Consider the following 12264-nt stretch of genomic DNA (forward strand, 5'->3'; position numbering starts at 1 on the left):
GCAGTGACCACCCCCGACCTTCCCCTCGTCTCCTCCGGCGGCTGTGGCGACGGCTGCGCCTGCGGCGCCGAGGACACGTACCTGGAGTGCGGGCTCGACCCCGCGCTCGCCCAGCTCCTGGCCGACGCCGGCCTCGACCCCGTCGAGGTCGAGGACATCGCCAACGTGGCCCTTCAGGAGGACCTGGCGCACGGCGTGGACGTGACCACGGTCGCGACCATTCCGGAGGAGGCCGTCGCCACCGCCGACTTCACCGCGCGGGAGGCGGGCACGGTGGCCGGCCTGCGGGTCGCCGAGGCGGTCATGTCGATCGTGTGCACCGAGGAGTTCGAGGTCGAGCGCCACGTGGAGGACGGCGACCGCGTGGAGGCCGGGCAGGTGCTGCTCTCCGTCACCACCCGCACGCGCGACATCCTCACCGCGGAGCGCAGCGCCCTCAACCTGCTGTGCCGCCTGTCCGGCATCGCGACGGCCACGCGCGCGTGGGCGGACGCCCTGGAGGGCACCAAGGCGAAGGTGCGGGACACCCGCAAGACCACCCCGGGACTGCGCAGCCTGGAGAAGTTCGCCGTGCGCTGCGGCGGCGGCGTCAACCACCGCATGTCCCTGTCGGACGCGGCGCTGGTCAAGGACAACCACGTGGTGGCCGCCGGCGGCGTCGCGCAGGCCTTCACGGCGGTCCGCGAGCAGTTCCCCGACGTCCCGATCGAGGTCGAGGTCGACACCCTGCACCAGCTCCGCGAGGTCCTGGACGCGGGCGCCGACCTGATCCTGCTGGACAACTTCACCCCCGGCGAGTGCGAGGAGGCGGTGTCCCTCGTCGACGGCCGCGCGGCGCTGGAGGCCTCCGGGCGCCTCACCCTCGCCGGCGCCAAGGCGTACGCCGACACGGGCGTGGACTACCTCGCGGTGGGCGCCCTCACCCACTCCTCGCCGATCCTCGACATCGGCCTCGACCTGCGCGCCGCGGAGTAGGACCGGTCATGCTGCTGACGATCGACGTGGGCAACACGCACACCGTTCTCGGCCTGTTCGACGGCGACGAGATCGTCGAACACTGGCGCATCTCCACGGACGCGCGGCGCACGGCGGACGAGCTCGCCGTCCTCCTCCAGGGCCTCATGGGCATGCACCCGCTGCTGGGCGAGGAGCTGGGCGACGGCATCGACGGCATCGCCATCTGCGCGACCGTCCCGTCCGTGCTGCACGAGCTGCGCGAGGTGACCCGCCGCTACTACGGCGACGTGCCCGCGGTCCTGGTGGAGCCCGGCGTGAAGACGGGCGTGCCGATCCAGTTCGACAACCCCAAGGAGGTCGGCGCCGACCGCATCATCAACGCGGTCGCGGCGAACGAGCTGTACGGCGGGCCGGCGATCGTCGTCGACTTCGGCACGGCGACGACCTTCGACGCGGTCTCCGCGCGCGGGGAGTACGTCGGCGGGGTCATCGCGCCCGGCATCGAGATCTCCGTGGAGGCGCTCGGCGTCAAGGCCGCGCAGCTGCGCAAGATCGAGGTGGCGCGGCCCCGCACCGTCATCGGCAAGAACACGGTCGCCGCGATGCAGTCGGGCATCGTGTACGGCTTCGCCGGCCAGGTGGACGGGGTGGTCAACCGCATGGCGCGGGAGCTGGCGGAGGACCCGGACGACGTGACGGTCATCGCCACCGGCGGACTGGCGCCGACGGTGCTGGGGGAGAGCACCGTGATCGACGAGCACGAGCCGTGGCTGACGCTGATCGGGCTCCGCCTGGTCTACGAACGCAACGTGTCCCGTATGTAGCGCGTACGCCGCCCCACGGTGGTCCCAGCCGGGCGTCCTGCCTGGTCGGGCCACCCGGGTGGTGACCGCGCCACACCTGCGGCTTTGATCCGTATTTGTCTGATTAGCGCGTATCGTCGCAGCATGCCCACGCCCTACGGATCCCGCGGCGGCCTGGCGTTCGGTGCGGAGGAGCTGCGTGTGCTCCGCCGCGCCCTCGCCCTCGCCGTGCACCCCAGCCCCGCCACGGCCGACGACGTCCAGGACTGCCTCCGCCTCGCCGCGTCCCTCGACGAGGCGAGGCGGGAGAGCGCCCGGCTGCGTGCCTTCCTCGTGGCCGATCTAGGCCGCTACCGCGCCGCCCTCCCCGGCACCGCCGCCGGGTACCTCGCGCTCCTGGAAGAGGCGCTGGGGGTCGGATACCGGCCCCACCCGGACGATCTGGCCGCCCTGCGCGCCCTGCGCGGCAACCCCACCGCCGCGGACCTGCTACGGCACTGCGAACGCGTCCGCCTGACCGCGCTGCCCGGCGGGCGCGCGGACTCCGGGCAGGAGCGCGAGCCCGCCGAGCGGCCCTCGACGCCGCACCCGGCGCCGAACCCGAGCCCCGCGCCGACGCCGGCCCCCACCCCGGGCACGCCCAAGCCCACCCGCAGGCCCGTGCCCACGCCCGGCGAGGTCTTCCCGCGGCGCAAACCCGCCACGCCGCCGGACCAGCACCTGGCCGCCGGCTGAGCCGTCCGCCTGGCTACCCTGGACGCATGGACTACGTCTCCGCGCTCCTGCCCCCGGTCGTCATGGCCGTCTTCTTCATCGGTGTGATCCGCGTGATCGTGAAGACCCAGGGCGGCGCCAACAAGACCAAGGAGGACGCCGTGGTCGACGCGGCCCTCGCCCGGGCGGAGGCCGCCCCCGCGGCCGCCGCCCCCAAGACCGACGCCTGACCGGCCCGCCCGCCGGGCGCCGGACACCGACCGCAGTCGCACCACAGGGGCGTACGACGAACCGTCGTACGCCCCTTTTGTCAGTGTTTGCCGCGATCACGCCCGTCCGGCACGCCATGGAGGGGATCTCCCACTATTGTTCTGAGTTGTGCCTCGCCCCTTGGGAGAACTCGAAGACGCGGTCATGACGCGGGTGTGGAAGTGGAACCGCCCGGTGACCGTTCGGGAAGTCCTGGAAGATCTTCAGAAGGACCGGTCCATCGCGTACACCACGGTGATGACCGTTTTGGACAATCTCCATCAGAAGGGCTGGGTGCGCCGGGAGTCCGAAGGCCGCGCCTATCGATATGAGGCCGTCTCCACTCGCGCCGCCTACGCCGCCGCCCTGATGAACGAGGCGTGGTCGCAGAGCGACAACGCCGCCGCCGCTCTCGTGGCGTTCTTCGGCATGATGAGCGAGGAACAGCGCCAGGCTCTCACGGACGCCATGCGGATCGTCGAGCTCCCGCAAACCCCTGACGACAACCCCGGCTCTCCCGGCGGGCCCGCCGGGCGATAGCGTCCGTCCATGTCAGCAGACAGCCCCGAAGTCACCGCAAATGCCCTCTCCGTCCGGCGGGCCCGCACCAGCGATGTGCCGGCCGTACGCGACCTGCTGGACGACTACGTCCGCGAGGGCATCCTGCTCGACAAAGCGACGGTGACGCTTTACGAGGACATCCAGGAGTTCTGGGTCGCGGAACGGGACGACAACGCGGAGGTCGTCGGCTGCGGCGCCCTGCACGTGATGTGGGAAGACCTCGCGGAAGTGCGCACTCTCGCCGTGAAGCCGGGTCTGAAGGGGGCCGGCGTCGGACACCGGCTGCTGGAGAAGTTGCTGCAGACCGCCCGCTGGCTCGGTGTTCGTCGCGTTTTCTGTCTGACCTTCGAAGTGGACTTCTTCGGCAAGCACGGCTTCGTGGAGATCGGTGAGACACCCGTCGACCGCGATGTGTACGCGGAGTTGCTGTGCTCCTATGACGAGGGTGTCGCGGAGTTCCTCGGTCTCGAACGCGTGAAACCGAACACCTTGGGCAACAGTCGGATGCTTCTGCATCTGTGATCTGCGTCAGGGCGCCCTATGCGGGTGCCCTATGTCCGAAACGCGCATGTTTCCGGGCGATGTGCGGGAGCCGGGCCTCTGCCGGGGGTTTGTGTTTTTACGTCAAAAGCGGTTTGCTTTCCGAGGTACTGCAGTACTGCTTATAACAAGGGGCGGCGATACGGCGGACGCCGGCTCACCCCGGCCCTCAAGTTATCGATGAAAGGAAATCCGGTGGCACAGAAGGTTCAGGTCCTTCTTGTCGACGACCTCGACGGCGGCGAGGCGGACGAGACCGTGACGTTCGCGTTGGACGGCAAGACCTACGAGATCGATCTCACCACCGCCAACGCGGAGAAGCTCCGCGGCCTTCTCGAGCCTTACGTGAAGGGTGGCCGTCGCACCGGGGGCCGTGCTTCCGGCGGGCGCGGAAAGGCGCGTTCCTCCTCCGGCGGCAGCCAGGACACCGCGGCCATCCGCGCCTGGGCCAAGGAGAACGGTTACGAGGTCAACGACCGCGGCCGCGTTCCCCAGTCCATCCGCGAGGCCTACGAGAAGGCCAACGGCTGACCCTCTGCCCGCGCGGCGGCGCCCGCACCGGCCCGCCGCAGGCGGACGCGGTGGATCTGCGTCGCCACGGTGTTCACCAGCCGCACGAGGTCCGGGGGGCCGGCACCGTCCCCTCGCGAGTCCCTCGTGCCCATCGCCGACAGCGTCGGCAGCGAGGCTCCGGCCCCGCGCCCCGGTTCGGGGGGTCGCAGCCACACGGCGGCCCCCTGCGGACCGTCACCGCCCCGGCCGCACGTACCGGCGCTGCGGGCCCCGCCCGGCCCGGCCGCGGGCGTCCAGGGGACGGGAGCGTCCATGAAGCCGCCCTCGCCGACCGCCAGCAGGTCGAGGCCCACCCCGCCCCACTCCAGCCACTCCAGCAGGCCCGGCAGCTCGTCCGCGCTTCCCGCGGCCACCAGGAGCCGCAGCCGGCCCGCCTGAAGGGCGACCGGAAAGCCCTGCCCGGCGGCGCCCAGACGCTCCAGCGCCACGCACCCCGCCTCGGCGGGCACGTCCAGGACGTCGAAGGCCGGCCCCACCACCAGCCGGGGCGGGACACCGGGCACCGTCGGCCAGCCCAGTACGTTCTCGTACCAGAGGCGTGTCCTGTCGCCCTCTGCGGATCCGTCCGGCCCTCGTGGGGGCGGGACGGTGACGGTGCGGGTGGGGGCCATGCCCGGCGCAACGGCCGACACCCCGTCGGGTTACGCTGGGTGTGCGGACGCATGCGCAGGGTGTCGAACACGGAGGCGCGCGGGGGTGCGGCGGGGAGCGAGGTTGTTCGCCCGTAGCGGAGGGAACCCGTGCACTCGGCATGGACGGTCCGTAGCAGCGGGTAAGACATCCCTAGTGGGAGGGGGCGACACGCAGGGCGGGACGGCTCCCGTTCGCCACGGGCGTACTGGCGAAGGGGGTAACTGCCTGGCCTGCGGGAACATCGTCTCGCACCATCGGGTTGGAGCAGATGTCGGCGTGAGCGGGGTCAGGAGGCCATCGACGGTGTCGGCAGTTGGAATGAGCGGTCCCCGCTTGCGGGACTAAGCTGCGGAAGGACAGGGAGGGGAAGTTCCCCCCACTGCCTGACCGCTCTGAGGAGCGATTAACGATGTTCGAGAGGTTCACCGACCGCGCGCGGCGGGTTGTCGTCCTGGCTCAGGAAGAAGCCCGGATGCTCAACCACAACTACATCGGCACCGAGCACATCCTCCTGGGCCTGATCCACGAGGGTGAGGGTGTCGCCGCCAAGGCCCTTGAGAGCCTCGGGATTTCGCTCGAGGCGGTCCGCCAGCAGGTGGAGGAGATCATCGGGCAGGGCCAGCAGGCCCCGTCGGGTCACATCCCCTTCACCCCCCGTGCCAAGAAGGTCCTGGAGCTGTCGCTCCGCGAGGCCCTTCAGCTGGGCCACAACTACATCGGCACGGAGCACATCCTGCTCGGCCTGATCCGTGAGGGCGAGGGCGTCGCCGCCCAGGTCCTGGTCAAGCTGGGCGCCGATCTGAACCGTGTGCGGCAGCAGGTCATCCAGCTGCTCTCCGGTTACCAGGGCAAGGAGACCGCCACCGCCGGCGGTCCTGCGGAGGGCACGCCTTCCACGTCCCTGGTCCTCGACCAGTTCGGCCGGAACCTCACCCAGGCCGCTCGTGAGTCCAAGCTCGACCCGGTCATCGGGCGCGAGAAGGAGATCGAGCGGGTCATGCAGGTGCTGTCCCGCCGTACCAAGAACAACCCGGTGCTGATCGGTGAGCCCGGCGTCGGCAAGACCGCCGTCGTCGAGGGCCTCGCCCAGGCCATCGTCAAGGGCGAGGTGCCCGAGACCCTCAAGGACAAGCACCTCTACACCCTGGACCTCGGTGCCCTGGTGGCCGGCTCCCGCTACCGCGGTGACTTCGAGGAGCGCCTGAAGAAGGTGCTCAAGGAGATCCGCACCCGCGGCGACATCATCCTGTTCATCGACGAGCTGCACACGCTGGTCGGTGCGGGTGCCGCCGAGGGCGCCATCGACGCGGCGAGCATCCTCAAGCCGATGCTGGCCCGCGGTGAGCTCCAGACCATCGGTGCGACCACGCTGGACGAGTACCGCAAGCACCTGGAGAAGGACGCGGCCCTCGAGCGCCGCTTCCAGCCCATCCAGGTCGCCGAGCCGTCCCTGCCGCACACGATCGAGATTCTCAAGGGCCTGCGCGACCGCTACGAGGCGCACCACCGCGTCTCCATCACGGACGAGGCACTGGTCCAGGCCGCCACCCTGGCCGACCGCTACATCTCGGACCGCTTCCTGCCGGACAAGGCGATCGACCTGATCGACGAGGCCGGTTCCCGGATGCGCATCCGCCGGATGACCGCGCCGCCGGACCTGCGCGAGTTCGACGAGAAGATCGCCGGTGTCCGCCGGGACAAGGAGTCCGCGATCGACTCGCAGGACTTCGAGAAGGCCGCCTCGCTGCGCGACAAGGAGAAGCAGCTCCTGGCCGCCAAGGCGAAGCGGGAGAAGGAGTGGAAGGCCGGCGACATGGACGTCGTCGCCGAGGTCGACGGCGACCTGATCGCCGAGGTACTCGCGACCGCCACCGGCATCCCGGTCTTCAAGCTGACCGAGGAGGAGTCCAGCCGCCTGCTCCGCATGGAGGAGGAGCTGCACAAGCGGGTCATCGGCCAGAACGACGCCGTCAAGGCGCTGTCCAAGGCGATCCGCCGTACCCGCGCCGGTCTGAAGGACCCGAAGCGTCCGGGTGGCTCGTTCATCTTCGCCGGTCCGTCCGGTGTCGGTAAGACGGAGCTGTCCAAGGCGCTCGCGGAGTTCCTCTTCGGCGACGAGGACGCGCTGATCTCCCTCGACATGTCGGAGTTCAGCGAGAAGCACACGGTCTCGCGTCTCTTCGGTTCGCCCCCCGGTTACGTGGGCTACGAGGAGGGCGGCCAGCTGACGGAGAAGGTGCGCCGCAAGCCGTTCTCGGTCGTCCTCTTCGACGAGGTCGAGAAGGCCCACCCGGACATCTTCAACTCGCTGCTGCAGATCCTGGAGGACGGTCGCCTGACCGACTCCCAGGGCCGGGTCGTGGACTTCAAGAACACGGTCATCATCATGACGACCAACCTCGGCACCCGGGACATCTCCAAGGGCTTCAACCTGGGCTTCGCCGCCGCGGGTGACACGAAGACCAACTACGAGCGCATGAAGAACAAGGTCTCGGACGAGCTCAAGCAGCACTTCCGGCCCGAGTTCCTCAACCGCGTCGACGACGTGGTGGTCTTCCCGCAGCTGACCCAGGGCGACATCCTGCGGATCGTCGACCTGATGATCGACAAGGTGGACGAGCGCCTGAAGGACCGGGACATGGGCATCGAGCTCTCCCAGTCCGCCAAGGAGCTGCTGTCCAAGAAGGGCTACGACCCCGTGCTGGGCGCCCGGCCGCTGCGCCGGACCATCCAGCGGGAGATCGAGGACTCGCTGTCGGAGAAGATCCTCTTCGGCGAGCTGCGTCCGGGTCACATCGTCGTCGTGGACACCGAGGGCGAGGGCGAGTCCCAGACCTTCACCTTCCGCGGCGAGGAGAAGTCGGCCCTGCCCGACGTCCCGCCGATCGAGCAGGCGGCCGGCGGCGCCGGCCCGAACCTGAGCAAGGACGCGTAGGCGTCCCGCTCCACGGCCAGTGAGAGGGGCCGGCACCCGCAAGGGTGCCGGCCCCTCACCTGTGCCCGGGGTCAGGACAGCTGGCCGTCGTAGTCCGGCAGCTTGAAGGCGCGCTCGGCGTGGCCGCCCGAGAGGTCGGTGGCGCTGTTGCCGATGTTGGCGATGATCGTGTAGCCCTTGCGCTCGATGGCGACGCGCTGCGCCGTCTTGTAGTCGGCGACGTTCCTGAAGAGGTCCAGGAAGCCGCGGACGTACAGCCCGGACGACTCGTAGCCGGCGTGGTCGAGGTTCCACTCGGTGGGCGCGTGGATGATGCCGGGGCGGGCGGTGACGAAGAACAGGTCGACCCCGCGCTCCTCGGCGTACCGGGCGACCTCCAGGACCGGCTCGTTGGCGGGCTGCGGGAAGCTGAAGCCGAAGTCGGTCTCCAGGGCGGTGTTGTCGATGTCGAGGACGATGGCCTGCTTCTCGCCCGGCCGGGCATCGGCGATGCGCTGCTTCACATAGGGGAGCGCCTGGTCCATCACCGCCCGGCAGTCGCGCTGCCAGGTGTCGTGGTCGACGTCGGCCGCGAGGGCGGCGGGGGCCGTGGGGATCGCGGGGGCGGCGGCCGGCAGGGCGGCGGTGGCCGTCGCGGGGGTCGCGGTGGCGGGTGTGGCCTCGGCCGGTGCGGCGAGGGCCACCAGGGCGGTCGCGGAGACGGCGGTCACCGCTACGCGGCGCGACCAGGGGCGTCGGCTTCTCATGTCGTGGGGGTCCTCTCACGTCCGTGACGCTGCCAACATGTCGTGTGCATGCTCGTGTGCGAGGGTGACGCGAGGTGAACCGTAGGGTTACCGCGCGGTAGGCGACCAGAGGCCTGCGCCACATTTCTGCGACCGCTTTTTCACTCCACCGGTGACGTGCCGCACAGGAGCCACGTCACGTACGGCTCGGAATAGTAGAGAGACACCCAAACCAACTCGGGCATTCAGGGTGAAAGTGCCAACGAACGGCTTGAAATGGGGCTTTCGCCCCCTGTGAGCCCCGTCTCACGAGGCGCTCATCTCGGTCGTTGGCTACGAATTTCCTTCGTAGGTCACACCTTTGCGGCTTTTCGGGCGAAAGGGTTACCACTGAGAGGCCACCACGTCGCGGGCTTCGCGAGCAGGTGGCTCTCCTCTGTCCCCTCCCCCACGAGGTTTTGATGTTCGAGCGCGTCACGTCCCGTTTCCCCCGTACGTCCGCCACCCGTACCCGTGCGGCCGTCCTGGCCGCCGGCCTGGGCACCTCGGCCGTCCTGGGAGCCGGAGTCGCGGCCGCCGTCGACAACACGGCCGCCTCCGGCGCGGCCGGCGCCGTGCAGGCGCAGGCGGCCGCCCAGTCCAAGGCCGCGGAGGTCCAGGCGAAGGCCGTCCAGGCGCAGGCCGCCAAGGCCCAGAAGGCCGCCGAGGCGAAGAAGGCGGCCGCCGCGAAGGCCGCGCAGGCGAAGAAGGCCGCCAAGGCCGCCGCCAAGAAGAAGGCCGCGTCCTGGATCGACCCGGTCAAGAGCTACAAGCTGTCGGCGAGCTTCGCGCAGAACGGCGGCATGTGGGCCCACAAGCACTCCGGCCAGGACTACGCCGTCTCCACCGGCACCCCGGTGATGGCCGCCCACGGCGGCACCGTCGTCAAGGCCGGCGGCAACGGCGCCGGTGACGGCCCCGCGTACGGCAACGCCATCGTGATCAAGCACGGCAACAAGACGTACTCCCAGTACGCCCACCTGTCGTCCGTGAAGGTGAAGGTCGGCCAGGTCGTCAAGACCGGCCAGAAGATCGCCCTGTCCGGCAACACCGGCAACTCCAGCGGTCCCCACCTGCACTTCGAGATCCGCACCACCCCGAACTACGGCTCCGCCGTCAACCCCGTGACCTTCCTGCGCGGCCACGGCGTGACGGTCTGACCCGCGGGGAGCGGACAGGCGTATGCGCCTGAGCCCTCGCGGAGCCCCGGTGGACTAAGCCTCCGCGGGACCCCGGTGGGCCTGGGTGATCAGATCGACGGCGACCTCGAGGACGGCCTTGCGCTTCTCCTCGGGGTCGCTTTCGGTGTCCTGGAGGATGTGCATCCCCGCGTGCAGGGTGAGCAGGGCGCTGACGCAGCGCACCTGGTCGACCAGGTCGGCGTCCGGATCGATGAGGATGTCCCGCAGCCCGAACATCCGGGTCTTGAACAGCTCGCCGATGCGCAGCTCGCGGATGGTGGCCTGGTTCTCCTGCATGAAGCGGAAGAGCGGGGCCGCCGCCGCGAGTGCCTCGCTGTAGCGGCGCAGGAGCTCCTGCTTGGTCCTCAGCGAGTGGGGCTGCTCCCGCCCCCAGGCGATCAGGTCCTCCAGCGGCCGGGAGAGGTCCTCGAAGATGCTGACGAGGATCTCTTCCTTGGTCTTGAAGTGGTAGTAGAGCGCCGCCTTGGTGACGTCCAGCTGCTCGGCGATCTCGCGCAGCGAGGTCTTCTCGTAGCCCTGCTCGGCGAAGAGTCCGAGGGCCACGTCCTGGATGCGCTGGCGGGTGTTCCCGCGGCGCCGCTGTCTGGTGCCGTCCATGGTGACGCCCATCCTCCTACTCGGACCCTCTTGACGAAAACTTACTTGACGCCCGGCTAGTTGCGCGTCTAGCTTCCCAGTGTAGTGAACTAGCCGGGCGGCAAGTAAGTAGAAGTGGGCCACACGCCGTGTGGCCGGGGGAGTGGGATCCATGACGGACACAGTGGCGGCGGAGGCCGCCCGGACGGACGACGGCAAACAGCCGAGAAGCGTGCGGGTGGTGCTGCTCGCGCTCATGATCGCGATGATGCTCGCGATGCTGGACAACATGATCATCGGTACCGCGATGCCGACCATCGTGGGCGAGCTGGGGGGTCTTGAGCACCTGTCGTGGGTGGTCACCGCCTACACGCTGGCGACCGCGGCCTCCACCCCGGTGTGGGGCAAGCTCGGGGACATGTACGGGCGCAAGGGCTCGTTCCTGACCTCCATCGTGATCTTCCTGGTCGGCTCCGCGCTCAGTGGCATGGCGCAGAACATGGGCGAGCTGATCGGCTTCCGCGCGGTGCAGGGCCTGGGCGCCGGCGGTCTGATGGTCGGCGTCATGGCGATCATCGGCGATCTCATCCCGCCCCGGGAGCGGGGCAGGTACCAGGGGATGATGGCCGCCGTGATGGCCCTGGCGATGATCGGCGGCCCGCTGGTCGGCGGCACCATCACCGACAACTGGGGCTGGCGCTGGGCCTTCTACATCAACCTGCCGCTCGGCGCGATCGCGCTGGCCGCCGTGGGCGCCGTGCTGCACCTGCCGAAGAAGCGGTCCAAGGCGGGCATCGACTACCCCGGGGTCGCGCTGCTGACCGTCGGCATCACCGCGATCGTCCTCGTCACCACCTGGGGCGGCACGGAGTACGCCTGGACCTCCGCGCGGATCATGGAGCTGATCGGTCTCGGGGTCGCCTCCCTGGTCGGCTTCGTGTTCTGGCAGACCCGGGCCGCCGAGCCGGTGGTGCCGCTGCACATCTTCCGCAGCCGCAACTTCACGCTGATGTCCGTCATCGGCTTCGTCGTCGGCTTCGTGATGTTCGGCGCGACACTCTTCCTGCCGCTGTACCAGCAGTCGGTGCAGGGCGCCTCGGCCACCAACTCCGGCCTGCTGCTCCTGCCGATGCTCGGCGCGATGCTCGTCACCTCGATGGTCGCGGGCCGGGTGACCACCAGCACCGGGCGCTACAAGGTCTTCCCCGTGGTGGGCAGCGTGCTGCTGGTCGTCGGCCTGTTCCTGCTGTCCACCATGGACACCGGGACCTCCCGCCTCACCTCCGGCGTCTACATGGCGGTGGTCGGGCTCGGCATGGGCTGCCTCATGCAGATCACCATGCTGGTCGCGCAGAACAGCGTGGAACCCGGGGACATGGGGGTGGCGTCCTCGTCGACCACCCTGTTCCGCACGCTCGGTTCGTCCTTCGGCGTGGCGGTCATGGGCGCGCTGTTCAACCACCGGGTCCAGGACGTCATGGCGGAGAAGGCGGGCGCGCTGGGCTCCAAGGTGACCGAGCGGTCCGCCCAGCTGGACGCGGCGAGCCTGGCGAAGCTGCCGGAGGCGGCGCGTGAGGCGTACCAGCACGCCGTGTCCTCCGGTACGCACGGGGCGTTCCTGCTCGGTTCGGTGATCGCGGTGCTGTCGCTGGCGGCGGCGGTGTTCGTCAAGGAGGTGCCGCTCAAGGGCGCGGGCCCGCAGCGGGAGGAGACTCCGGCGGCGGCGCAGGCCCCCGAGGCGGTCTGAGCCGAGAAGC

The 12264-nt window shown here is 69.8% G+C and carries 13 protein-coding genes; 10 read left to right on the top strand and 3 right to left on the bottom strand.

Going from position 1 to position 12264, the window contains the following annotated elements; translation table 11 throughout:
* The first annotated feature begins 3 nt into the window (after positions 1–3).
* The 7 genes from nadC to B100_RS0118235 all read left to right on the top strand — a co-directional run bounded on the left by nadC (position 4) and on the right by B100_RS0118235 (position 4355).
* On the top strand, positions 4–975 hold the full coding sequence (gene nadC, locus B100_RS0118205; RefSeq protein WP_024885861.1) for a carboxylating nicotinate-nucleotide diphosphorylase: 972 nt from the start codon (positions 4–6) through the stop codon (positions 973–975).
* 8 nt (positions 976–983) lie between these two features.
* Entirely contained in the window at positions 984–1781 is a 798-nt protein-coding gene (locus B100_RS0118210) for a type III pantothenate kinase (RefSeq protein ID WP_024885862.1), read from the top strand.
* A 123-nt stretch (positions 1782–1904) separates the two neighbouring features.
* The gene (locus B100_RS0118215; protein ID WP_024885863.1) at positions 1905–2495 is read left to right on the top strand and encodes a hypothetical protein; all 591 of its coding nucleotides are present in this window, start codon (positions 1905–1907) and stop codon (positions 2493–2495) included.
* Positions 2496–2521: 26 nt separating this feature from the next.
* Positions 2522–2704, top strand: coding sequence for a hypothetical protein (locus B100_RS0118220; RefSeq protein WP_024885864.1), 183 nt, complete (start codon positions 2522–2524; stop codon positions 2702–2704).
* A 148-nt stretch (positions 2705–2852) separates the two neighbouring features.
* Positions 2853–3263, top strand: coding sequence for a BlaI/MecI/CopY family transcriptional regulator (locus B100_RS0118225; protein ID WP_078540995.1), 411 nt, complete (start codon positions 2853–2855; stop codon positions 3261–3263).
* Between the two features lie 9 nt (positions 3264–3272).
* Positions 3273–3806: an amino-acid N-acetyltransferase gene (locus B100_RS0118230; protein WP_024885866.1), complete on the top strand. Its 534-nt coding sequence runs from the start codon at positions 3273–3275 to the stop codon at positions 3804–3806.
* 213 nt (positions 3807–4019) lie between these two features.
* A complete protein-coding gene (locus B100_RS0118235; RefSeq protein WP_024885867.1) occupies positions 4020–4355 on the top strand; it encodes a histone-like nucleoid-structuring protein Lsr2 in 336 nt (111 codons plus the stop codon).
* Here B100_RS0118235 and B100_RS0118240 read toward each other — a convergent pair.
* Positions 4334–5008: an SCO3374 family protein gene (locus B100_RS0118240; RefSeq protein WP_024885868.1), complete on the bottom strand. Its 675-nt coding sequence runs from the start codon at positions 5006–5008 to the stop codon at positions 4334–4336. The genes B100_RS0118235 and B100_RS0118240 overlap by 22 nt on opposite strands.
* Before the next feature lie 431 nt (positions 5009–5439).
* Here B100_RS0118240 and B100_RS0118245 point away from each other — a divergent pair, with 431 nt between their 5' ends.
* Complete coding sequence (locus tag B100_RS0118245; protein ID WP_024885869.1) at positions 5440–7965, top strand: ATP-dependent Clp protease ATP-binding subunit; 2526 nt, start codon at positions 5440–5442, stop codon at positions 7963–7965.
* Positions 7966–8036: 71 nt separating this feature from the next.
* On the opposite strand, the gene B100_RS0118250 is transcribed toward B100_RS0118245, so the two are convergent.
* Positions 8037–8711: an HAD family acid phosphatase gene (locus tag B100_RS0118250; protein WP_024885870.1), complete on the bottom strand. Its 675-nt coding sequence runs from the start codon at positions 8709–8711 to the stop codon at positions 8037–8039.
* A gap of 440 nt (positions 8712–9151) precedes the next feature.
* Between B100_RS0118250 and B100_RS0118255 the strand changes: the two genes are divergently transcribed.
* Positions 9152–9889 carry a M23 family metallopeptidase gene (locus B100_RS0118255; RefSeq protein WP_024885871.1) on the top strand — a complete coding sequence of 246 codons (738 nt, stop codon included), beginning with the start codon at positions 9152–9154 and terminating at the stop codon, positions 9887–9889.
* A gap of 54 nt (positions 9890–9943) precedes the next feature.
* Here B100_RS0118255 and B100_RS0118260 read toward each other — a convergent pair whose 3' ends face one another.
* Positions 9944–10540, bottom strand: coding sequence for a TetR/AcrR family transcriptional regulator (locus tag B100_RS0118260; RefSeq protein ID WP_024885872.1), 597 nt, complete (start codon positions 10538–10540; stop codon positions 9944–9946).
* Positions 10541–10679: 139 nt separating this feature from the next.
* Here B100_RS0118260 and B100_RS0118265 point away from each other — a divergent pair, with 139 nt between their 5' ends.
* Entirely contained in the window at positions 10680–12254 is a 1575-nt protein-coding gene (locus B100_RS0118265) for an MDR family MFS transporter (protein WP_024885873.1), read from the top strand.
* Positions 12255–12264: the final 10 nt, after the last annotated feature.

The organism is Streptomyces sp. CNH189, assembly GCF_000527195.1.